Consider the following 21866-nt stretch of genomic DNA (forward strand, 5'->3'; position numbering starts at 1 on the left):
ATGGTCAGTCGGTCTCGACGAGGAAGCGCGAGTACGCCGGCAGCGTGAGGAACGCCGGGAACTCGGGCCGCAGCGCCACCTCGCGGAACAGCTCGGCGGCGTCGTCGAAGCGGTCGGATGCCTGCCCCGCTCCGCCCTGCGGGCGCGGCGCCTGCGCGAGCATCTCCGTGATCAGCCGCTCGACGTACTCTGCGGTGATCAGATCGCCCTCCTCGGTGCGGCGGTCCTGGTGGATCCATTGCCACACCTGCGAACGGCTGATCTCGGCCGTCGCGGCATCCTCCATCAGGTCGTCGATCGCCACAGCGCCCTGTCCGCGCAGCCATGCCTCGAGGTAGCGGATCGCGACGGAGACGTTGTCGCGCACGCCCTTCTCCGTGATCGGCCGCCCGATGCGCAGATCCAGCAGCTGCTCGGCCGTCACGTCGACGTCGTCGCGCTGACGATCCAGCTGGTGCGGGCGATCACCCAGCACGGCGTCGAACTCCGCCTGGGCGGCGGGGATCAGGTCGGGGTGAGCGACCCAGGTGCCGTCGAAGCCGTCGCCGGCCTCGCGACGCTTGTCGGCGGCCACCTTCTCCAGTGCGCGCTCGGTGACGGCGGGGTCGCGGCGGTTCGGGATGAAGGCGCTCATGCCGCCGATCGCGTACGCCCCGCGCTTGTGGCAGGTCTTCACGAGCAACTCGGTGTAGGCCCGCATGAAGGGCACCGTCATCGTGACCTCGCTGCGGTCGGGCAGCACGAATCGGGCGCCGCGGCCGCGGTAGTTCTTGATGATCGAGAAGATGTAGTCCCAGCGGCCGGCGTTCAGCCCGGCGCAGTGGTCGCGCAGCTGGTAGAGGATCTCGTCCATCTCGAAGGCGGCGGGCAGGGTCTCGATCAGCACGGTCGCGCGGATCGTGCCGTAGGGGATGCCGAGGTACTCCTGGCTGAACGTGAAGACATCGTTCCACAGCCGCGCCTCCTCGCTGGATTCCAGCTTGGCGATGTAGAAGTACGGGCCGCGGCCGCTGTCGATCAGCGCCTGCGCGTTGTGGAAGAAGTACAGGCCGAAGTCGATCAGCGAGCCGGATGCCGGCAGCGTGCGCCCCGTGCGGTCGGTGAACTGGATGTGCTTCTCGCCGAGGTGCCAGCCGCGGGGACGCATCACGATCGTGGGCGTCTGCTCGGCGGTGACGCGGTACTCGCGGCCGTCGGCGCTGGTGTGCGTCAGCTCGCCACGGATCGCATCGCGCAGCGACAGCTGTCCGCCGATGACGTTGTCCCAGGTGGGGCTGGTCGCGTCCTCCTGGTCGGCCAGCCACACGCGGGCGCCGGAGTTGAGAGCGTTGATGGTCATCTTCGGGTCGGTCGGGCCGGTGATCTCCACGCGGCGGTCCTCCAGGCCGGGCCCTGCTCCGGCCACGCGCCAGTCCGCGTCCTCGCGGATGTGCGCGGTGTCCTCGCGGAAGCGCAGGTCGTGGCCCTTGCCGATCTCGAAACGCGTCCGCTGGCGATCGGCGAGGCGGTCGTGGCGGCGTCCGGCGAAGCGGTGGTGCAGCTCGGTGAGGAACGCGATCGCCTCGGGCGTGAGGATCTCGTCGAAGCGGTCCCGCAGGGTGCCGGTGACGTGCAGGGCGGGACCCTGCCGGTCGGTGGGGATGGGCGGATCGGTGGGGACGGGCTGGTCGGTGGGGATGGGCGTGGTGGTCGGGATGGTGGGAGTGCTCATGACCGTGGTCCTCTCTGTGTGGCCTGGTTCTGTGCGGCCGGGTGGCTTGGCATCCACTCTGGGTGAAGATTCGGATGCTGTGCGACCAGATCGCAGGAGAAGTTTGCTGAAAATTCTGTTTCTGTGACACACTGCTGCGATGACCACCGAGGAGACCTCCGACGCGCTCACGATCGGGCGGCGTATCCGGCAGCTGCGCACCGGGCAGGGCATGACGCTCGAAGAGCTCGCGCGGCGCATCGATCGCGCGCCCAGTCAGGTCTCCATGTTCGAGACGGGCAAGCGCGAGCCGAAGCTCACCCTGCTGCAGGCGATCGCCAGGGCGCTCGGCACCACGATCGACGCGCTGCTCGAGGGAGAGCCGCTCGACGAGCGCAGCACCATGGAGATCGCCCTCGAGCGCGCCATGAAGGGGCAGACCTTCCAGGCCCTCGGCATCCCGTCCTTCCGCATCGCCAGATCGACGCCGGACCACGTGCTCGCGGCTCTGCTCGCTCTGCACGACGAGATCGAGCGTCTCCGCGATGAACGCGCGGCGACGCCCGAGGAGGCACGGCGGGCGAACGTCGAGCTGCGTCATCTCATGCGCAGTCAGGACAACTACTTCGCCGACCTGGAGGCGCAGGCCCGCGACATCCTGGCCGCCGTCGGGCATCCGGGAGGGCCGGTCACCCAGCGCACGGCATCCGAGATCGCCGCTCACCTCGGATTCACGCTGCACTACACAAACGACCTGCCGCAGACCACCCGCAGCGTCGCTGACCTCGCCCACGGGCGGCTGTATCTCTCCGGCAGCGTGCAGGCCAAGGGCGATGCCCGCACGGCCGTGCTGCAGGCGCTGTCCAGTCGCATCCTGGGTCACGGTGAACCGCGCAGCTATGCCGAGTTCCTGCGCCAGCGGGTGGAGACCAACTACCTCACCGGTGCGATCCTGGTACCCGAATCGCACGTCGCGCCTGTGCTGAAGGAGGCCAAGTCGCGCCGCGCGATCTCGATCGAGGACATCCGCGACGCGTACTCGGTCTCGTACGAGACCGCCGCGCACCGGTTCACGAACCTCGCTACCCGGCACCTCGAGATCCCGGTGCACTTCCTGAAGGTGCACGAATCAGGCACCATCACCAAGGCGTACGAGAACGACGACGTGAACTTCCCGACCGACCGGCTGGGCTCCATCGAGGGGCAGATGTGCTGCCGCCGCTGGACCAGCCGCGAGGTGTTCGAGGTGGAGGACCGGTTCAACCCGTACTACCAGTACACCGACACGGGCAACGGCACTTATTGGTGCACGGCCCGTGTGGAGCCGTCCAGCGAGGGCCTGCACTCGGTGAGCGTGGGTGTGCGCTTCGACGACACCAAGTGGTTCGTCGGCCGCGACACTCCCAACCGCGGCGTGTCCAAGCATTCCGTCGAGGTGTGCTGCCGGCGCGCGCCGGCCGAGCTCGAGGAGCGCTGGCGCGAGCAGGCCTGGCCGAACGTGCGCACTCCGCGTACGCTGCTGGCCACGCTGCCGACCGGTTCGTTCCCCGGGGTGGACACCACCGACGTGTACGAGTTCCTCGAGGCCCACGCGCCGCGCTGAGGTGTCAGCCTACGCTGAGTCGTCAGTCTCCGCTGAGTGCCGGTTTCCGCTTCGTCGGCACCGTGGCGCAGCTCCTCGACGCGCTCACGGTCTGACGTCCTCCTGCGTCCCGGGGTGCTCGCGGGTCCCTTCTGGTCGCCTCAGCGGGCCGGATGCAGCCAGACAGGACCCGCGAAGCGGATGCTCAGGATGCCGGCCCCGCCGCGTGCAGCGCGGCCCACAGCTCGGCGCGAGCGGGGAACGAGGAGAGATCTGCCTCCAGCAGCATCGCCGCCTGGGCGATCCGGGTGCGCAGGGTGTGGCGGTGGATGCCGAGCGCTGTCGCGCTGCGCTCGCTGTGCGTGTCGTGCTCCAGCCACACCCGCACGGTGCGCTCCAGCTCGCCGTTCGTCTCGGCATCGTGGCGGCGCAGCGGCGCGAGTCTGGTCCTGGCCAGCAGGCGGGTCTCCTCGCCCGCGAGCGCATCCAGCATCCCGCCCGAGACCGTGTCGGCGTACCTCGTCGTCGCCGCGCCCGCCGGTGCCCGCCGCAGTGCCGTCCGCGCCTGCGAGGCGGCCTGCGCGAAGCCGGTGTAGTCGGCGGCATCCGAGAGGCCGAAGCGGATGCCGAGCTGTCTCGCGAGCGGAGCCAGCTGCCGGGCCTGGCTCGCCGGAATGCACACCACGCAGTCGTCGTCGCTCTCGGCGACGAAGGCCGCCGCACCGGCATCCGCTCGTCGTCGATCCCGCCACTCCAGCAGCGCGCCGATGCGCGCGCCGTCCGTGACGGCGATCACGAACGGAGCGACGGGCAGTGAGCCGAGCACGCGCCGGGCGAGGGCAGGGTCGTCCTGCATGAGTGAGGACAGCAGCTGAGCGTGCAGGCGTCGGCGACCGCGGGACAGCTGCTCGTTCTGCTCCAGGGCGAGCCCCGCCATCGCGATGACGGAGGTGATCACCGCCCGGGTCTCCGGGTCGAGGGTCGCGGCGGCGATCGCGATCACGCCGCGCAGCTGGCCGGTGCGTCCCAGGGTGAACAGCGTGAACGCGCTCTCGCCGTCCTCGATCGTGCGGCTGGCGGCGCCGCCGCGGGACAGCAGTTCTGCGACGGCGTCGGCGACGGCATCCGCTTCCGCTCCTGGGCCGAGGGGCGACGGATGCTGGTGCGCGGCCGCACCTGTCGCATCGAACATGCCCACCCAGCATCCGAGTCGCCGGGACAGCTCCGCGAGCGTCGACTCCAGCGCATGCGGGCGGAGGGCGGCGATCGCGAGGGCCCGCTGCGCCTCGAGCGCCCAGGTGCGGCGGGCGTACGCCTCGGCGGCGATCGCCTGCGCATGGGCGCGCGCTATGGCCAGGAAAGGTGTGTCGTACGGCACCTCGAACAGCACCAGTCCGGCGTCCGCGCAGGCGTCGACCAGCTCGGCCGGCGCGCCCGCGCGATGCACGCCCGAGCCGAAACCGAGGGCCAGCACTCCGCGCTGCACCAGCCGGGCGACGTAGGCGGTCGCACCGGCGGCATCCGCCTCTTCCAGTTGAGTGCCGGTGGTCAGCAGCACCAGCTCCTCGGCGAGGAACGGCGTCGGATCGGCGAGGTCGGAGCTGTGCACCCACCGCACGGGCCGATCCAGCGCGCCGGCGGGCAGTGAGGCTTCGGGCGGGATCAGGTGCAGCCGCAGATCACCGCGCTCCAGCAGCGTGCGCAGCGTCGGCGGGCTTATCGGCTCCACGGCGTCCTCCACCTTTGTACGGATCGGTGAATCGCTTCGGTTGATTATACGTTCGGGCGAGTGCTTTCCTGGTCGGACGGACATAGTCTCGCCTCATGACACTGATCGACGAGACCTCTACGATCCCCGCTGGCGGGCCCGCCCTCGAGCAGCTCCGTCGACTTGTCACCGCACTGCCCGGCCCCCGCTCGGCGGCGATCCTGGCACGCAAGTCGGATGCCGTGGCCGCGGGCGTCGCGCATTCCATGCCCGTCGCCGTCGTCGCCGCAGGCGGCGGCGTGGTCGTCGACGCGGACGGCAACTCGCTCATCGACCTGGGCTCGGGAATCGCGGTGACCAGCGTCGGCAATGCGCACCCCAAGGTCACCGCCGCTGTGGCGGCACAGGCCGCACAGTTCACGCACACCTGCTTCATGGTCTCGCCCTATGAGTCGTACATCGAGGTGGCCGAGGCGCTGAACCGCCTGACCCCGGGCGACTTCGCCAAGAAGACCGCGCTGTTCAACTCGGGGGCCGAGGCCGTCGAGAACGCGATCAAGATCGCCCGCAAGCACACCGGCCGCCAGGCCGTCGTCGCTTTCGATCACGGCTACCACGGGCGCACCAACCTCACGATGGCGCTCACCGCCAAGTCGATGCCGTACAAGTCCGGTTTCGGCCCGTTCGCCCCGGAGGTCTACCGTGTGCCCGGTTCCTACCCGTACCGCGACGGACTGACCGGGGCCGAGGCCGCCGCGCGCGCCATCACGCTGATCGAGAAGCAGGTCGGCGCCGAGAACCTGGCGGCCGTCATCATCGAGCCGATCCAGGGCGAGGGCGGCTTCATCGTGCCGGCCGATGGCTTCCTGCAGGCGATCGTCGAGTGGAGCCGCGCCAACGGCGTGGTCTTCATCGCCGACGAGGTGCAGACCGGCTTCGCCCGCACCGGGGTCATGTTCGCCAGTGAGATCTTCGGCATCGAGCCCGACCTGATCACCACCGCCAAGGGCATCGCTGCGGGTCTTCCGCTGGCCGGCGTCACCGGCAGAGCCTCGATCATGGATGCCGCGCACGCCGGCGGCCTGGGCGGAACCTATGGCGGCAACCCGGTCGCCTGCGCCGCGGCGCTGGCCGCGATCGACGCGTTCGTGCACGAGGGGCTGGTCGAGCGCGCGCAGCGGATCGGCGGCATCCTGCTGGAGCGACTGCACGCGATCGCCTCGGCCGACCCGCGCATCGGCGACGTGCGCGGCCACGGCGCGATGGTCGCCGCCGAGTTCGTGCATCCCGAGACCGGGGAGCCGGATGCTGCTCTCACCGCAGCGGTGGCCAGGGCGTGCATCGCAGAGGGCGTGATCGTGCTCACCTGCGGCACGTTCGGCAACGTCATCCGCTTCCTGCCGCCGCTGTCGATCGGCGACGAGCTGCTGAACGACGGGCTCGACGTCGTCGCAGCCGCCATCGCGACGGCGCAGAGCAGCTGAGACCGTCGGCCGCGATCCCGGTCGGGGGATCACCGATCGCGGCCGACCACCTCCCCGCACAGAATCTTCACTCAAGCCTCAACGCACAGAATCGAGACGGAACATGAGCACTCTCGCAGCGAACGAACAGGAACTCCTCGCCCGCGTGCCCGGCGGCCTCTTCATCGGCGGCCAGTGGACGGATGCCGACGAGGGGCGCACCTTCGACGTGCGCGACCCCTCCAACAACCAGGTGATCGCCTCGATCGCCGACGCGTCGCCCGCCGACGGCATCCGTGCCCTCGACGCGGCCGTGGCCGCGCAGGACGCGTGGGCCGCAACCGCCCCGCGCACCCGCAGCGACATCCTGCGCCGTGCCTGGGAGCTTGTGCAGGAGCACAAGGAGGATCTCGCGCTGCTGATGACCCTCGAGATGGGCAAGCCGCTGGCCGAATCCCGCGGCGAGGTCGTGTACGGCGGGGAGTTCCTGCGCTGGTTCAGCGAGGAGGCCGTGCGCATCAGCGGCCGCTACGGCAGCAACCCCGAGGGCACGGGTCGCATGATCGTGTCGCAGCGGCCGGTCGGACCGTCGTTCTTCATCACCCCGTGGAACTTCCCCTTCGCGATGGCCACGCGCAAGATCGCCCCGGCGCTCGCCGCAGGCTGCACCGTGGTCGTCAAGCCCGCGGCCCTCACGCCGCTGACCACGATCTTCTTCACGAAGCTGCTGGAAGAGGCGGGGCTGCCCGCCGGCGTGGTCAACATCGTGCAGACCTCGCGGTCGAGCGCGCTGTCGGCCCCGATCATCGCCGACCCGCGCCTGCGCAAGCTGTCGTTCACCGGGTCGACCCCGGTGGGACAGAAGCTCATTGCGCAGGCCGCGCAGGGCGTGCTGCGTGTGTCGATGGAGCTCGGCGGCAACGCGCCCTTCGTCGTGTTCGAGGACGCCGATCTCGACAAGGCTGTGGACGGTGCGATCGCGGCGAAGTTCCGCAATATCGGCCAGGCCTGCACGGCCGCGAACCGCTTCATCGTGCATGAGGACGTCGCCGACGAGTTCGCGCGCCGCGTCGCCGAGCGCGTGAAGGCCATGAAGATCGGCCGCGGAACCGAGGACGGCGTCGTGATCGGCCCGCTGATCGACGCGGATGCCGTCGCCAAGGCGCAGGAGCTGGTGGGGGATGCCGTCCAGCGCGGCGCGCGGCTGCTCGCCGGCGGCGAGGCGATCGAGGGCGAGGGGACGTTCTATCAGCCCACCGTGCTCACCGACGTCGCTGCGGGCAGCGACATCCTGCGCGAGGAGATCTTCGGTCCCGTGCTCGCGATCGCCCGGTTCTCGGACGAGGCTGAGGCGGTGCGGCTGGCCAACGACACCGAGTACGGGCTGGTCGGCTACGTGTTCACCGAGGATCTCGCCCGCGGGCACCGCATGATCGATGCGCTCGAGACCGGCATGATGGGGCTGAACGTCGGCGTGATCTCCAACGCCGCGGCCCCCTTCGGGGGTGTCAAGCAGTCCGGCATCGGCCGTGAGGGCGGTGTCGAGGGCATCCACGAGTACCTGTCCACCAAGTACACACTGCTTCCGAGCAGCTGACACGTGGTCGGCTCCCGAACCCGTCGAAGGGCCACCACCGAATGAGAGGACCGACATGACCGACTACGCCGTCGTCAACCCGGCCACGGGCGAGACCGTCGCCACATACGACACGTTCACCGATGCGCAGATCGAGGACGCCATCGTCCGCGCGGCATCAGCAGCCAGGACGTGGGCGGCGACTGCGCCGGCCGAGCGCGCGACCGTCATCCGCCGCATCGCCGAGCTGCACCGCGAACGCAAGGACGAGCTCGGCGCGATCATCGTGCGCGAGATGGGCAAGCCCATCGCCGCTGCGGTCGGCGAGGTGGAATTCGCCGCCGACATCATCGAGTTCTACGCCGACAACATCGACAAGATCACGGCCGACCAGCCGCTGGAGATCCTGGGCGACGGCACCGCCGTGGTGCGTCGTGCGCCGCTGGGCGCGCTGCTGGGCATCATGCCGTGGAACTTCCCGACGTACCAGGTGGCGCGCTTCGCGGCCCCGAACCTCGCGATCGGCAACACGATCATCCTCAAGCACGCCCCGCAGTGCCCCGAATCGGCCGCCGCGATCGAGGCGATCTACCGTGACGGGGGCCTGCCCGACGGCGGGTACGTGAACGTGTACGCCACGAACGAGCAGGCGGCGACCATCATCGCCGACCCGCGCGTGCACGGCGTGTCCGTCACCGGCTCCGAGCGCGCGGGCGCCGCCGTGGCCGAGGTCGCCGGACGCAACCTGAAGAAGGTCGCGCTCGAGTTGGGCGGCTCTGATCCGTTCATCGTGCTCTCCACGGATGATCTGGATGCGGTCGTGCAGAACGCCGTGGATGCCCGCCTGGACAACAACGGCCAGTCCTGCAACGGGGCGAAGCGCTTCATCGTGATCGACGACCTGTACGAGGAGTTCACGTCGAAATTCGCGGCGGCGCTGTCGGCGGTCTCGGCAGAGGACCCCACGCGGGAGGACACCGTGCTGGGACCGCTCTCTTCGCTGGCCGCGGCGGAGCGGCTGCAGGAGCAGATCGACCGTGCGCTGGAGCAGGGCGCGACGCTGGTGACCGGCGGCACTCGCGAGGGGACCTTCTTCGCTCCGACCGTGCTGGCCGATGTGACACCCGAGATGGACGTGTACCGCGAAGAGCTGTTCGGGCCCGCCGCGGTCGTGTACCGGGTCGCCGACGAGGATGCTGCTGTGGCGCTCGCCAACGACACGTCGTTCGGTCTGGGCTCCTACGTGTTCACGACGGATGCCGAGCAGGCCGAGCGCGTGGCCAACGGGATCGAGGCCGGCATGGTCTACGTCAACCTCGTGCTGGCAGACAGCCCTGAACTGCCCTTCGGCGGCGTCAAGCGCAGCGGCACCTCGCGCGAGCTGGGTCTGCTCGCCGCTGACGAGTTCGTCAACAAGAAGCTGATCCGCAAGGGCTGAGCGCCCGCAGTGGCTGCGCAGGTCCGGATCCGTCGTCGAGAAGAGGAAAACGGCCGAGAGAAGGACGATTGATGCAGGATTCGTCCTTTTCTGGGAGGTTCTCCTCTTCTGGGCCGGGGCGCAACCGGCCGAGCCGATCACCGGCGCACCGGCGTACGCTCGTTCTCATGACGACCGTCGCTGAGAACATGGTCCGCACACTCCATGCCAACGGCATCGACCGGGTCTACGGGATCCCGGGCGATTCGCTGAACGGGTTCACGGATGCCCTGCGCAAGGACGGCACGATCCGCTGGGTGCACGTGCGGCACGAGGAGTCGGCGGCGTTCGCGGCGGCGGCGGATGCTGCGCTCACCGGCGAGCTCGCGGTCGTCGCGGGCTCGTGCGGACCCGGCAACCTGCACCTGATCAACGGGCTCTACGACGCGAACCGCTCCCGCGTGCCTGTGCTCGCCATCGCCGCGCACATCCCGACCGTCGAGATCGGCACCGGCTACTTCCAGGAGACGCACCCGCAGGAGCTGTTCCGCGAATGCAGCGTCTACGTCGAGTACGTCGCGGATGCCTCGCAGATGCCGCGGCTGATGGAGATCGCGATGCGCGCCGCGATCGAGCAGCGGGGCGTCGCCGTGCTCGTCATCCCCGGCGACGTGGCGCTCGCCGAGATCGCCGATGACCGCGCGATCGTCATCCCGCGCACGAGCGCGGTGGTCACCCCGAGCCCGGCCGAGCTCGAGCAGGCCGCCACCCTGCTGAACGGCTGCAGCCGGGTCACGATCCTCGCCGGAGCGGGCGTGGAGGGCGCCCATGACGAGGTGATCGCGCTCGCCGATGCCCTCGCCGCACCGATCGTGCACGCGCTGCGCGGCAAGGAGCACATCGAGTACGACAACCCCTTCGACGTCGGCATGACCGGCCTGCTCGGCTTCGCCTCCGGATTCCGCGCGATGGAGGATGCCGAGACGCTGCTGATCCTCGGCTCCGACTTCCCGTACACGCAGTTCTATCCCGAGGGCGCCAAGACCATCCAGGTGGACATCCGCGGCGAGCAGCTGGGCAAGCGGCATCCGCTCGATCTCGGCCTGGTCGGAGACGTCAAGGCGACGATCGATGCGCTGCTGCCGCGGCTGAAGACGAAGAGCGACCGCGCCCACCTGGACGACGCCACCGCGCACTACCGCAAGACCCGGACCAAGCTCGACGACCTGGCCGTCCCCGCACGCGGCAAGGCGCCGATCCACCCGCAGTACCTCGCCCGGCTGATCGACGAGGCGGCGGCCTCGGATGCCATCCTCACCGCCGATGTCGGCTCGCCCACGGTGTGGGCGGCACGCTACTTCACGATGACCGAGCAGCGCCGCCTGATCGGGTCGTTCACCCACGGGTCGATGGCCAACGCGATCATGCACGCGATCGGCGCTCAGGTCGCCCGTCCCGACCAGCAGGTGATCGCGCTGGCCGGGGACGGCGGGCTGGCGATGATGCTCGGCGAGCTCATCACGCTCACGCAGAACAGGCTCCCGGTCAAGACCATCGTCGTGAACAACTCCTCGCTCAACTTCGTCGAACTGGAGATGAAGGCCGCGGGCTTCGTCACCTACGGCACCGACCTGCACAACCCCGACTTCGCCGCCGTCGCGCAGGCGCTCGGCATCTTCGCGCGCCGCGTGGAGCGCTCGGAGGATCTGCTGGATGCCGTGGCCGAGGTGCTCGCTCATGACGGGCCTGCGCTGCTGGACGTGGTCACCGAGCGGCAGGAGCTGTCCATGCCGCCGGCCGTCACAGCCGAACAGGTGAAGGGCTTCGCGCTCTACGCGATCCGCACCGTCATGTCGGGGCGGGGCGACGAGCTGCTGGACCTGGCTAAGGCCAACTGGCGTCAGCTGTTCTGATCCGGCGCCCCGTCCTCGGCAACAGCCTCCGGCTCGGGGTCGGGCACGGTAGAGATCGGGCGGGTCTCGTCTCCGCGCGAGGGTTCGTCCGCAGCATCCGCGGCAGCATTCGTCGCAGGAGCAGGCTGCGACGAAGCAGGATGCGAAGCCCTGCGCTGCCGCGGCTTCGGAAACGCCTCGCCGTCGCGCTCGACGGCCTGGATGCGGGTGCGCGGCAGGCCCTCGGGATTCTCGCGCTGCAGCCACAGCAGCATCTCCTCGCGCACCGTGCGCGACAGGTCGAACATCGTGAACGCGTCGGCGGCGCTGATCAGCGCGCGCACCTGCACGTAGCCGCCGACCGTATCGGTGATGCGCAGCGACGAGGCCGCGCCGTCCCACATCCCGCTCTCGGCCAGGATGCGGTCCAGCTGGGCGCGCATCCGCAGGATGTCCACACCCCAGTCCAGGTCGAAGAACACCGTGCCGAGCACCGCGGTCGACTCCCGCGTCCAGTTCTCGTACGGCTGCTGCGTGAAGTAGGTCGAGGGCAGTACCAGGCGCCGCTCGTCCCACACCTTCACGACCACGTAGGTGAGGGTGATCTCGTCGATGTACCCCCATTCGCCGTTGACCACGACGATGTCCTGCAGGCGGATCGCACCGCTGAAGGCCAGCTGCATCCCGGCGAAAACGTTGCTGAGCGTCGACTGCGCGGCGAGCCCCGCCACGACCGAGAGGAAGCCCGCCGACGCGAGCAGTGTGCCGCCGACCGCGGCGATGCCCGGGATGGTGAGCAGAGCGGCGGCGATGCCGACGATCACGGTGGCAGCGCCGATCAGCCGGCGCACCACCGCCACCTGCGTGCGCGCGCGCCGCGCCTGCCACCCGTCCGAGCCGTCGACGGCGTACTGTGCGAGCCCCAGATCCGTGACGAAGATCAGCGCCGAGCCGAGCGCCCAGGTGGCGGACAGGATCAGCAGCACGAGGAACAGATGATGGAACCACCCCGACGTGGTCGCCCCGACGGGCAGCGTGAGCCCCAGCGCCACCCAGGACAGCACCACGGCGCTGAGCACGGCGAACGGCACCCGCGTGCGCCGGCGCAGCACGTCGGTCCAGTCCCTGCCGCGGCCGATCAGGCCGATCAGCGCGGTGAACAGCCGGGTGGCGAGGATGACGAGCACCGCGGCCGCGGCCAGCAGGATGAGGGCGTTCAGAGCGGGCGGGAGGTTCCAGAACGAGACCATTCGCCTCAGCCTACCCGGGGTCGTGCTCGGCTCGGTTCGGCCCGGCCCGGCGGATGCCGTACACTTGAGGGGCAGTTGTCTGCATCCTTCGCCGTGCCCTCACCGGTGCACGACGGATGCGGACCCAGGGACCGTCCGGTCTCTAGGGCGGTAGCTCAATTGGCAGAGCAGCGGTCTCCAAAACCGCAGGTTGCAGGTTCGATTCCTGTCCGCCCTGCGCGTCAGCGCATACGCTGACTCACGAAAGGTACTTGCAGGATGGATCAGGACGACGTGGGCGGCGAGTCCGTCGCCGCAGGCCCGTACTCCCTGCGGGACAAGCAGCTCGGCTTCTTCGGTCGCATCGCGCTGTTCTTCCGTCAGGTGATCAGCGAACTGCGCAAGGTGGTCACGCCGACCCGCAAGGAGCTCATCAAGTACACGGTGGTCGTGCTCGTCTTCGTGCTGATCGTGATGGGCCTGGTGTACGGATTCGACTCGCTGTTCGGCTACATCACCCACATCGTCTTCGGAGTGCCCGGCGCCGACGCACCTGCGACGCAGTAACGGAGAGAAGCAACGTGTCTGAACGATATTCCGATGACGCCGACTGGGCCCCCGCGGCCGAGCAGTCCAGTGAAGAGGACGAGGCCCAGGAGGGCAGCATCCTCGCCGAGCAGGAGAAGTCGGTGACGTCCGCGGAGACCGTCGCCCTTCACGTGGAGGGCGACGACGACTCCGGCGAGGAGTACCGCAGTGACACCGACGACATCGAGATCCGAGACCCGGAGGCGGACGCGATCGTGAACGACGCCCTGAACCTGGACGAGGCGGCTGAGTCCGAAGCGGCCGCCGACGTCCTCAACGACGCCGTGGCTGAGGAGACCGCCGAGGAGGCGGCCGCCGCCGCCGACGAGGTGACCCCCTACGTCGAGGAGCAGGACGCCGTCGAGGAGGACCCGTACGAGGCCTTCAAGATGGATCTGCGGATGCTGCCGGGCAAGTGGTACGTCATCCACTCCTACGCCGGGTTCGAGCGCAAGGTGAAGGCCAACATCGAGCAGCGCAAGTCGACGCTCGAGGTCGAGGACGACATCTACCAGATCGAGGTCCCGATGGAGGACGTCGTCGAGATCAAGAACGGCCAGCGCAAGATGGTCACCCGCGTGCGCATCCCGGGCTACGTGCTCGTGCGCATGGAGCTGAACGAGGACACCTGGTCCGTCGTGCGCCACACGCCGGGAGTGACCGGCTTCGTGGGCAACGCCCACAACCCGACGCCGCTGCGCTTCGAAGAGGCCTTCAACATGCTGAAGTCCCTCGTCGAGGTGAAGGACGTCCCGACCGCGAAGTCCATCGCCGCCAAGGGCGGCGTGGCCGTGCCCCGTCCGGTCGCGGCCGAGATCGACTTCGAGGTCGGCGAGACGATCACGATCAAGGAGGGCTCGTTCGCCGGCCTTCCCGGAACGATCAGCGAGATCAACGCCGCCGCAGGCAAGCTCACCGTGCTCGTCTCGCTCTTCGAGCGCGAGACTCCGGTGGAGCTGTCCTTCGAGCAGGTCACCAAGATGCTCTGATTCCCGTTCTCGGGTAAGATCAAGAGGTTTGCGCGTCACGCGCACGGATAGCACCGCGGTCCGGAGATGCCGGAGTCGCGGGAGAGGGATGCCCCTGGCATCCACTCGATGAAAGGAAAGAGAATGGCACCGAAGAAGAAGGTGACCGGCCTGATCAAGCTTCAGATCAACGCCGGTGCAGCCAACCCGGCGCCGCCGATCGGCCCCGCGCTCGGTCAGCATGGCGTCAACATCATGGAGTTCTGCAAGGCGTACAACGCCGCGACCGAGTCGCAGCGCGGCAACGTCATCCCCGTGGAGATCACCGTCTACGAGGACCGCAGCTTCACGTTCGTCCTGAAGACCCCGCCGGCAGCCGAGCTGATCAAGAAGGCCGCGGGCGTGCAGAAGGCCTCGGCCACCCCGCACACCGTGAAGGTCGGCAAGATCACCGCCGAGCAGGTGCGTCAGATCGCCGAGCAGAAGCAGGCCGACCTGAACGCGAACGACATCGACGCCGCGTCGAAGATCATCGCCGGAACCGCCCGCTCCATGGGCATCACGGTCGAGGGCTGAGGGAGATAATCATGGCTACCAAGTCCAAGGCTTACCAGGCTGCGCTCGCCAAGATCGACGCAGACCGCTTCTACACTCCGACCGAGGCCGTGGCCCTGGCCAAGGAGACCGGCTCGGCGAAGTTCGACTCCACCGTCGAGGTCGCGCTCAAGCTCTCGGTCGACCCGCGCAAGGCCGACCAGATGGTGCGCGGCACCGTCATGCTCCCGCACGGCACCGGCAAGACCGCTCGCGTCATCGTGTTCGCCAACGGCCCGGCTGCTGAGGCCGCCATCGCCGCCGGCGCCGATGAGGTCGGTGGCGCCGAGCTGATCGAGAAGGTCGCCGGCGGCTGGACCGACTTCGACGCCGCCGTCTCGACCCCCGAGCTCATGGGCCAGGTCGGTCGTCTCGGCAAGGTGCTGGGCCCCCGCGGCCTGATGCCGAACCCGAAGACCGGCACCGTGACCCCCAACCCGGCCAAGGCCGTGGAGGAGATCAAGGGCGGCAAGATCGAGTTCCGCGTCGACAAGCACGCCAACGTGCACTTCATCGTGGGCAAGGCGTCGTTCTCGGCCGACCAGCTGAACGAGAACATCTCGGCCGCGCTCGAGGAGATCGTGCGTCTGAAGCCGTCGAGCTCGAAGGGCCGCTACATCCAGAAGGGCGCCGTGTCGACCACGTTCGGCCCCGGCATCCCGCTGGACGTCAACGCCATCTGAGCGTGATCACGATGGGCCCGCTCCGGGCCTGTCGGCGCAAGGCCCTCACCGGTTCGCCGGTGGGGGCCTTGCTCGTCCGCCCACGAAGGCGCGGAGGAGGAGGACGGATGCTGATCAGCCGGCGAACACGGGAAGCACGAGCAGCACGCCCATGAGCACGAGCAGCGCGGCGATGCCGGTGTCGAGGATGCGCCAGGCGCGCGGCGTGCGCAGCCAGCGTCCGAGGTGCCGGGCGCCGAAGCCCAGAGCGAAGAACCAGGTGACGCTGCCCAGGATCGCTCCGGCCGCGAACAGCCAGCGCAGGTCGCCGTGCGTCGCGGCGACCGAGCCGATGAGCAGCACCGTGTCGAGGTAGACGTTCGGGTTCAGATAGGTGAAGGCCAGGGTCGCGATGATCACTGTCGCCAGGCGCAATCGGGTGGATGTGGCGGTGCCGGTGGTGACGGCGACCGTGCCGCCGGTGTGCGGCGCGCTGTCGACATCCGCGGGTGAAGCGTCCGCGACGAGTGATTCGCCGCTCGCCCGCCATGCACGCCGCGCGGCGAAGATCCCGTAGAGGATCAGTGAGAGGCCGCCCAGCCAGCGCGCCGCGATCAGCAGCCAGGGCAGCCGGCCGATCAGGAAGCCCAGCCCGGCGGTTCCCGCCAGCACCAGCACGGCGTCGGATGCTGCGCAGATCAGCACCACCGGCAGCACGTACTCGCGGCGCAGACCCTGGCGCAGCACGAAGACGTTCTGCGCGCCGACGGCGATGATGAGCGAGAACATGAGGCCGAGGCCCGAGAGAACGGTGAGCACATGCCCACGCTAGATCCAACACTGCATGAATGCCAGCGAAGAGAACTGAATCTGCATTAGCATCCCTTATGTGAGAATCGACGCCCAACTGGCCGCCACAGTCGCCGCGGTCATCGACGAGGGCAGCTTCGACGCCGCGGCGCGGCGTCTGCACATCACCCCGTCGGCGGTGAGCCAGCGCATCAAGGCGGTGGAGCAGCAGCTCGGCCGCGTGGTGGTCGTCCGCGCGCGCCCCGTGCGTGCCACCGAAGCAGGAGAGGCGCTGATCCGCCTGGCGCGGCAGGTGCAGCTGCTGGAGCACGACGCGCTCGCGGCCTTCGGCCTGGGCGTCGCCGAACAGGCGCCGTCCCCGCGCATCCGGGTGCCTCTGGCGGTGAACGCCGACTCGATGGCGACCTGGTTCCTGGCACCCATCGCGCGTGTCGCGCAGCGGCATCCGATCGACGTCGACCTGCACCGCGACGATCAGGACTACACCGCCCGCCTGCTGGAGTCAGGTGAGGTGATGGCGGCCGTCACCAGCGAGGCGCGGCCGGTCGGCGGCAGCGCCGTGACGCCGCTGGGCGTACTGGAGTACCGCCCGATGGCGACCGCCGAGTACTTTGCCCGCTGGTTTCCGGATGGCGTCTCCGTCGCCGCGCTGCGGGTCGCGCCGTTCGTGGACTTCGACCGGCGGGATGCCCTGCAGCAGGATTGGCTGCGCGCCGGGGGAGTGGACCCGTGGTCGGTGCCGCGGCACTACGTGCCGGCATCCCACGACTTCTCCCGGGCCGTGCGACTCGGCTTGGGCTGGGGGCTGATCCCCTCGCCGCAGGCAGGAGACGACCTCGTCGAGCTGGGCGGTCCGCCCACCCGCGTTCCGCTGTACTGGCAGCAGTGGAATCTGCGCTCTCCGCTGCTCGACGCCCTCGCCGACGAGGTCGTCGCCGAAGCAGGCCGGGCGCTTGCGCCGCTCTGAGGCCGCAGCGACGTCTGCAACTCGTCAGTCGGAGAGGGCGAGCGCGCGGAACAGGTCGCGTTCGCGGAGGGATTCACGGCGGTTGGCGGTGAGCGGACCGCGATCGGGAGGCGCCTGGCCCGTCGTGCGGTGGTAGAGCTCGTCGATCAGGCGGTTGGCGAGGCCGACCAGGCGACCGATCTGCTTGTCGTCGCGGTCGATCCACACGCTCCTGGGCTCGTCGTGGACCGGCTGGAAGTCGACGTGCTCCTCCCAGACGAACAGCGTCCGCTCCGCGCCGAGCACATACTGCTGCCACCAGACCTGGCGCAGGTAGGTGCGCGGGATGGTGGCCCAGGACTTGTTGGTGGTCTTGATCTCCGCGAGCAGCACGTGTCCCCCGCCGTCGACGCACACGCCGTCCGGAGTGGCGAGGTGGCGCTTCTCGACCTCGGCGCGGAACAGTGCGGAGGAGGGGAGGATGCCGTGGGTCGCGGCCACCCACGCTGCGATCTCGGGCTCGCGCCGCCGGCCGTGGTCGGTGTACGCGTTGCCGCCGAACCGCGGGCCGTGCCCGAGCTTGGCATCCGCTGCCCGGGAGATCGACGCCTCACCGGACAGACCGGCGACATCGGTCGCGGTGATCCCTCTGGCGCGTGCGCGCAACCATGCGACCCGATCCCGCGAGTCCGCGATGATGCGCGCTTCGAGTTCCGGGGTCACCCTTCGACCCTACGCCCGAAGCGCCTCTCTCCACGCCTTCCACGCCGCTCGCTCGCCGAGGATTTGGGGGAGGGGAGGGGATGCCGTAGAGTGGACTCAACCGAAGACCGCCGGTCATTCAGCGTGTGCGAGCACGATGAATCGAAGCACTGCTCTGCAGGGGCCCGCGCAGGTGTCATAGAGGGTTTTCACGCTCCGTGCGCTTGCGCCGGAGCGTTTTTGTTTGGCTGCGGGCGGTCGAGGTCGATGTCACGCAGCCGCGCGGCATCCGTACACGTAAGGAGTGACCATGGCGCAGAAGGATGCAACGGTTGCCGAGCTCACGAAGAACTTCGAGGACTCGAACGCCGTCCTGCTGACCGAGTACCGCGGTCTGACGGTTGCCCAGCTCAAGCAGCTGCGCAACGACATCCGTCAGAACGCGGAGTACGCCGTGGTGAAGAACACGCTGACCAAGATCGCCGCGAACAACGCGGGGATCACGACGCTGGACGACGACCTCAAGGGTCCGTCGGCCGTGGCGTTCGTGCACGGTGACTTCGTCGCCACTGCCAAGGCTCTGCGTGACTTCGCCAAGGCCAACCCGCTTCTCGTGATCAAGGGCGGCGTCTTCGAGGGCAAGACCCTCGACGCCGACGAGGTCAACAAGTACGCCTCGCTCGAGAGCCGTGAGGTTCTGCTGGCGAAGGCGGCGGGCATGATGAAGGCGACGATGGGCAAGGCTGCCGCCACCATCGACGCGCTTCGCGAAAAGCTGGAGACCGCCGAGGCCGCGTGAGCGACCGGCGTCTTCCCGACACAACCCCCATCTATTAGGAGAAATATCATGGCGAAGCTTTCCACTGAGGAGCTGCTGGAGCAGTTCGCTGGTCTGACCCTTGTCGAGCTCAGCGAGTTCGTGAAGGCGTTCGAGGAGAAGTTCGACGTCACCGCTGCCGCCCCCGTCGCCGTCGCCGGTGCCGCCGGTGGTGCAGGCGAGGCCGCTGCCGAGGAGGAGAAGGACTCGTTCGACGTCATCCTCGAGGCTGCCGGCGACAAGAAGATCCAGGTCATCAAGACGGTCCGCGAGCTCACCTCGCTGGGCCTCGGCGAGGCCAAGGCTGTCGTCGACGGTGCTCCGAAGGCTGTCCTCGAGGGCGCCAACAAGGAGACCGCCGACAAGGCGAAGGAGGCCCTGGAGGCCGCCGGCGCCACGGTCACCCTCAAGTAAGTCGCGGCGCGAGAGCGCAGACTTCTTCGAAAGGCCCCGGGTTGTCCCCGGGGCCTTTCTGCTGCCGCGGCGGCGCTTCGACGGGCTCAGCGACCCTGCGGCGACGCTTCGACGGGCTCAGCGCGGGGCCGCCGTGGAAGCGCGCACCACCAGCTCCGAGGGCAGCACCTGACGCTCGGGCGCGGCATCCGGGGCATCCATTCTCCGGCGCAGCACCTCGACGGCGGCCAGCCCCTGCGCGCGAGGCTGCTGTCGCACGGTCGTGAGCGCGAACATCTCAGCGTGCTCATGATCGTCGATGCCGACGATGCTCAGTTCGGCGGGCACCGACAGGCCGAGCCGGCGTGCGCCGACCACCGCTCCGATCGCGGCTTCGTCGCAGACGGCGACGAGCGCGGTCGGCCGGCTCTGCCGATCTCCCAGCATGCGCACGGCCGCCTCGTAGCCGCCCGGCATGGTGGGTTCCCCGTCGGCGTGCCTGACGAACGCCGCCAGTCCCGCCGCCATCATGGCCTGGCGGTACCCCGCGAGTCGCCGCTCGTCGCCGAAGGCGTGGGTGGCGGCATCCGCCGTTCCGCCGAGGAAGGCGATGTCGCGATGGCCGAGGTCGATGAGATGCTCCGTCGCGATGCGCGCCGCGCCGGCGTCGTCGATCGAGACGGCGCTCGTCCCCTCGCTGTAGGCGCCGATGCTCACCAGCGGCGACTCCACCCGGATGAGACGTTCGAGCTCACGGGCGCTGGGCTGGATGCCGACGGCGATGATGCCGTCCAGCCGGCGCCGGGGGAGCACCTCCTCGAACAGCTGCGCGCGCTCGGCGGTGCGCTCGCGGATGCCGTAGAGCACCAGATCCTGGCCCGAGGCGAGCAGCCCTGCCTGGATGCCGGCCAGCAGCTCGGCGAAGAACCAGCGGTCCAGGGCGGGCATGATCACGCCGACCGACAGCGATCTGCCGGTGGCGAGGCTGGTCGCCGAGGAGTGCGCGACGTAGGAGAGCTCGGATGCGGCGGCCCGCACCTTCTCGCGCGTCGGCGCCGACACGTACCCGCCGCCGCTGAGCGCGCGACTGGCAGTCGCCTTGGAGACGCCGGCGCGCGCGGCGACGTCGGCGATGGTGCTCATGGTTCCTCCGCAGGTCGGGTCGGGCGCTCTCGACGTCGGGCGCTCTCGACAGAGTATCCGGAACCGATGTCTCACGGAACCGGTTCCACAGGTTAGGCTATGGGAGCGCTCCCACCGCGCGGATCACGTCTGCACAACGGTTGTGCGGAACCGCGAGCGTGCCATTGTGCAAGGGCGCCTGGGGCAAGTAGGTTGTCCTGGAATCGGTTCCTCACCGGCTGCAGATATCGCAGCTCACGGGGATCCGGGATCCACCCGAAGAGGAGAAAACACATGGCTCTGTCACAGCGATACCGCCTGCTTGCTCCCCTCGCCCTGGTCAGTGTGGCTGCAATCGCCCTGACCGGTTGCGCGGAGGCAGCACCGGGCGGCGGAAGCGGCGATTCTGACGGCAAGTCGACCGTCCGCATCTCCGGCGGCATCACCGGCATCGAGGCCGATGACCTCAACAAGTCGTTCGAGTCCTTCGAGAAGGACACCGGCATCAAGGTGGAGTACACCGGCGACAAGGGCTTCGAGGGCAACATCGTCACCAAGGTGACCGGTGGCGACGCCCCCGACATCGCGATCGTCCCCCAGCCGGGTCTGCTGAAGACGCTCGTCGAGACCGGCAAGGTCCAGGCCGCGCCCGACAGCGTGTCGAAGGCCGTGGACGAGAACTGGTCCGCGGACTGGAAGAAGTACGGCACGTTCGACGACACCTTCTACGCGGCTCCGATGCTCGCCAACCTCAAGGGCTACATCTGGTACTCGCCGTCCAGCTTCAAGGAGTGGGGCGTCGAGGTTCCCAAGACCTGGGACGAGATGATCACGCTCACCGATACCATCCGGGAGAAGACGGGCAAGGCGCCCTGGTGCGCCGGCTTCTCTTCGGAGGCCGCCTCGGGCTGGCCGGGCACGGACTGGATCGAGGACCTCGTCCTTCGCCAGTCGGGTCCTGAGGTCTACGACAAGTGGATCGACGGCGACGTCAAGTTCACCGACCCCGAGATCAAGAAGGCGTTCGACGCTGTCGGCTCGATTCTGCTCAACCCGGACTACGTCAATGCCGGCTTCGGCGACGTGAAGAGCATCAACTCCACCGCCTTCGGCGACGTCGCGGCGAAGGTCGCCGACGGCAGCTGCGCCCTGACCCACCAGGCGTCCTTCCTGTCGGCCAACTTCCTCGACGTGAAGAACGCCGACGGCAAGACCCCTGAGGTCGGCCCCGACGGTGACGTGTACGCGTTCCTCATGCCCGGCGAGACCGAGGGTGAGCTGCAGGTCGAGGGTGGCGGGGAGTTCGTCGCCGGATTCAACGACGACCCGTCCACGGTCAAGGTGCTCGAGTTCATGGCATCGCCCGAGTTCGCCGACGCCCGCGTCAAGCTCGGTGGCGTGCTCTCCGCCAACAAGAAGGCCGACTCGAGCCTCGCCTCCAGCGAGTTCCTCAAGGAGGCCATGGACATCATGCAGGACGACTCGACGACCTTCCGCTTCGACGCATCCGACCTGATGCCGTCGACGGTGGGCTCCGGCTCGTTCTGGAAGGGCATGGTCGACTGGGTCGACGGCAAGTCCACCGATGAGGTGCTGAGCAACATCCAGGCCGGTTACGAGAACTGACCGGTGGCGCTAGTCTGAGCGCAACCTGCTGACAGGTGCGGGGTCGGGCCACGGCCCGACCCCGCACCCGCATCACCTCCC

19 protein-coding genes and 1 tRNA gene are annotated in these 21866 nt (G+C 68.9%); 14 read left to right on the forward strand and 6 right to left on the reverse strand.

Going from position 1 to position 21866, the window contains the following annotated elements:
* Positions 1-4: 4 nt before the first annotated feature.
* Positions 5-1711 carry a malate synthase A gene (gene aceB, locus Q9R19_RS12330; RefSeq protein ID WP_311256693.1) on the reverse strand — a complete coding sequence of 569 codons (1707 nt, stop codon included), beginning with the start codon at positions 1709-1711 and terminating at the stop codon, positions 5-7.
* Positions 1712-1850: 139 nt separating this feature from the next.
* Between aceB and Q9R19_RS12335 the strand changes: the two genes are divergently transcribed.
* Positions 1851-3293, forward strand: coding sequence for a helix-turn-helix domain-containing protein (locus Q9R19_RS12335; protein ID WP_311256694.1), 1443 nt, complete (start codon positions 1851-1853; stop codon positions 3291-3293).
* Positions 3294-3477: 184 nt separating this feature from the next.
* On the opposite strand, the gene Q9R19_RS12340 is transcribed toward Q9R19_RS12335, so the two are convergent.
* Positions 3478-5001 (reverse strand): PucR family transcriptional regulator, encoded by a 1524-nt coding sequence (locus tag Q9R19_RS12340; RefSeq protein ID WP_311256695.1) that lies wholly within the window; start codon positions 4999-5001, stop codon positions 3478-3480.
* A gap of 95 nt (positions 5002-5096) precedes the next feature.
* Between Q9R19_RS12340 and gabT the strand changes: the two genes are divergently transcribed.
* From gabT to poxB, 4 genes are all read left to right on the forward strand, one after another.
* Positions 5097-6464, forward strand: a complete 1368-nt coding sequence (gene gabT / locus Q9R19_RS12345; RefSeq protein WP_311256696.1) for a 4-aminobutyrate--2-oxoglutarate transaminase — start codon at positions 5097-5099, stop codon at positions 6462-6464.
* Between the two features lie 103 nt (positions 6465-6567).
* The gene (locus tag Q9R19_RS12350; protein WP_311256697.1) at positions 6568-8040 is read left to right on the forward strand and encodes an NAD-dependent succinate-semialdehyde dehydrogenase; all 1473 of its coding nucleotides are present in this window, start codon (positions 6568-6570) and stop codon (positions 8038-8040) included.
* A 55-nt stretch (positions 8041-8095) separates the two neighbouring features.
* Positions 8096-9457 carry an NAD-dependent succinate-semialdehyde dehydrogenase gene (locus Q9R19_RS12355; RefSeq protein WP_311256698.1) on the forward strand — a complete coding sequence of 454 codons (1362 nt, stop codon included), beginning with the start codon at positions 8096-8098 and terminating at the stop codon, positions 9455-9457.
* A 167-nt stretch (positions 9458-9624) separates the two neighbouring features.
* On the forward strand, positions 9625-11349 hold the full coding sequence (gene poxB, locus Q9R19_RS12360; RefSeq protein ID WP_311256699.1) for a ubiquinone-dependent pyruvate dehydrogenase: 1725 nt from the start codon (positions 9625-9627) through the stop codon (positions 11347-11349).
* Here the strand turns inward: poxB and Q9R19_RS12365 are convergent.
* Positions 11337-12578 carry a mechanosensitive ion channel family protein gene (locus tag Q9R19_RS12365; RefSeq protein ID WP_311256700.1) on the reverse strand — a complete coding sequence of 414 codons (1242 nt, stop codon included), beginning with the start codon at positions 12576-12578 and terminating at the stop codon, positions 11337-11339. The two genes, poxB and Q9R19_RS12365, sit on opposite strands and share 13 nt — an antisense overlap.
* Before the next feature lie 144 nt (positions 12579-12722).
* On the opposite strand from Q9R19_RS12365, the gene Q9R19_RS12370 reads away from it, so the two are divergent.
* The 5 genes from Q9R19_RS12370 (at position 12723) to rplA (ending at position 15390) form a co-directional block, all read left to right on the forward strand.
* Positions 12723-12795, forward strand: a tRNA-Trp gene (locus tag Q9R19_RS12370).
* A 41-nt stretch (positions 12796-12836) separates the two neighbouring features.
* Positions 12837-13124: a preprotein translocase subunit SecE gene (gene secE / locus Q9R19_RS12375; RefSeq protein WP_311256701.1), complete on the forward strand. Its 288-nt coding sequence runs from the start codon at positions 12837-12839 to the stop codon at positions 13122-13124.
* Positions 13125-13138: 14 nt separating this feature from the next.
* Complete coding sequence (nusG, locus tag Q9R19_RS12380) at positions 13139-14134, forward strand: transcription termination/antitermination protein NusG (protein ID WP_311256702.1); 996 nt, start codon at positions 13139-13141, stop codon at positions 14132-14134.
* A 123-nt stretch (positions 14135-14257) separates the two neighbouring features.
* Entirely contained in the window at positions 14258-14689 is a 432-nt protein-coding gene (gene rplK / locus Q9R19_RS12385; RefSeq protein ID WP_311256703.1) for a 50S ribosomal protein L11, read from the forward strand.
* Between the two features lie 11 nt (positions 14690-14700).
* Positions 14701-15390 (forward strand): 50S ribosomal protein L1, encoded by a 690-nt coding sequence (gene rplA, locus Q9R19_RS12390; protein WP_311256704.1) that lies wholly within the window; start codon positions 14701-14703, stop codon positions 15388-15390.
* A gap of 114 nt (positions 15391-15504) precedes the next feature.
* On the opposite strand, the gene Q9R19_RS12395 is transcribed toward rplA, so the two are convergent.
* A complete protein-coding gene (locus tag Q9R19_RS12395) occupies positions 15505-16188 on the reverse strand; it encodes a LysE/ArgO family amino acid transporter (RefSeq protein ID WP_311256705.1) in 684 nt (227 codons plus the stop codon).
* A gap of 70 nt (positions 16189-16258) precedes the next feature.
* Here Q9R19_RS12395 and Q9R19_RS12400 point away from each other — a divergent pair, with 70 nt between their 5' ends.
* On the forward strand, positions 16259-17146 hold the full coding sequence (locus Q9R19_RS12400; protein ID WP_311256706.1) for a LysR family transcriptional regulator ArgP: 888 nt from the start codon (positions 16259-16261) through the stop codon (positions 17144-17146).
* Positions 17147-17170: 24 nt separating this feature from the next.
* Here the strand turns inward: Q9R19_RS12400 and Q9R19_RS12405 are convergent, their stop codons facing one another.
* Positions 17171-17848, reverse strand: coding sequence for a YqaJ viral recombinase family protein (locus Q9R19_RS12405; RefSeq protein ID WP_311256707.1), 678 nt, complete (start codon positions 17846-17848; stop codon positions 17171-17173).
* Between the two features lie 289 nt (positions 17849-18137).
* On the opposite strand from Q9R19_RS12405, the gene rplJ reads away from it, so the two are divergent.
* On the forward strand, positions 18138-18626 hold the full coding sequence (gene rplJ / locus Q9R19_RS12410; protein WP_311256708.1) for a 50S ribosomal protein L10: 489 nt from the start codon (positions 18138-18140) through the stop codon (positions 18624-18626).
* A 48-nt stretch (positions 18627-18674) separates the two neighbouring features.
* The gene (gene rplL / locus Q9R19_RS12415; protein WP_311256709.1) at positions 18675-19058 is read left to right on the forward strand and encodes a 50S ribosomal protein L7/L12; all 384 of its coding nucleotides are present in this window, start codon (positions 18675-18677) and stop codon (positions 19056-19058) included.
* A 117-nt stretch (positions 19059-19175) separates the two neighbouring features.
* On the opposite strand, the gene Q9R19_RS12420 is transcribed toward rplL, so the two are convergent.
* On the reverse strand, positions 19176-20180 hold the full coding sequence (locus tag Q9R19_RS12420; protein WP_311256710.1) for a LacI family DNA-binding transcriptional regulator: 1005 nt from the start codon (positions 20178-20180) through the stop codon (positions 19176-19178).
* A 273-nt stretch (positions 20181-20453) separates the two neighbouring features.
* Between Q9R19_RS12420 and Q9R19_RS12425 the strand changes: the two genes are divergently transcribed.
* Complete coding sequence (locus Q9R19_RS12425) at positions 20454-21785, forward strand: extracellular solute-binding protein (protein ID WP_311256711.1); 1332 nt, start codon at positions 20454-20456, stop codon at positions 21783-21785.
* Positions 21786-21866 lie beyond the last annotated feature (81 nt).

This window comes from Microbacterium sp. ARD32 (assembly GCF_031844385.1).
Lineage (GTDB): Bacteria > Actinomycetota > Actinomycetes > Actinomycetales > Microbacteriaceae > Microbacterium.

Coding starts and splice junctions, on each gene's coding strand:
- aceB (WP_311256693.1), bottom strand. CDS start 1,711: ATGAGCACTCCCACCATCCCGACCACCACGCCCATCCCCACCGACCAG.
- Q9R19_RS12335 (WP_311256694.1), top strand. CDS start 1,851: ATGACCACCGAGGAGACCTCCGACGCGCTCACGATCGGGCGGCGTATC.
- gabT (WP_311256696.1), top strand. CDS start 5,097: ATGACACTGATCGACGAGACCTCTACGATCCCCGCTGGCGGGCCCGCC.
- Q9R19_RS12350 (WP_311256697.1), top strand. CDS start 6,568: ATGAGCACTCTCGCAGCGAACGAACAGGAACTCCTCGCCCGCGTGCCC.
- Q9R19_RS12355 (WP_311256698.1), top strand. CDS start 8,096: ATGACCGACTACGCCGTCGTCAACCCGGCCACGGGCGAGACCGTCGCC.
- poxB (WP_311256699.1), top strand. CDS start 9,625: ATGACGACCGTCGCTGAGAACATGGTCCGCACACTCCATGCCAACGGC.
- Q9R19_RS12365 (WP_311256700.1), bottom strand. CDS start 12,578: ATGGTCTCGTTCTGGAACCTCCCGCCCGCTCTGAACGCCCTCATCCTG.
- secE (WP_311256701.1), top strand. CDS start 12,837: ATGGATCAGGACGACGTGGGCGGCGAGTCCGTCGCCGCAGGCCCGTAC.
- rplK (WP_311256703.1), top strand. CDS start 14,258: ATGGCACCGAAGAAGAAGGTGACCGGCCTGATCAAGCTTCAGATCAAC.
- rplA (WP_311256704.1), top strand. CDS start 14,701: ATGGCTACCAAGTCCAAGGCTTACCAGGCTGCGCTCGCCAAGATCGAC.
- rplJ (WP_311256708.1), top strand. CDS start 18,138: ATGGCGCAGAAGGATGCAACGGTTGCCGAGCTCACGAAGAACTTCGAG.
- rplL (WP_311256709.1), top strand. CDS start 18,675: ATGGCGAAGCTTTCCACTGAGGAGCTGCTGGAGCAGTTCGCTGGTCTG.
- Q9R19_RS12420 (WP_311256710.1), bottom strand. CDS start 20,180: ATGAGCACCATCGCCGACGTCGCCGCGCGCGCCGGCGTCTCCAAGGCG.
- Q9R19_RS12425 (WP_311256711.1), top strand. CDS start 20,454: ATGGCTCTGTCACAGCGATACCGCCTGCTTGCTCCCCTCGCCCTGGTC.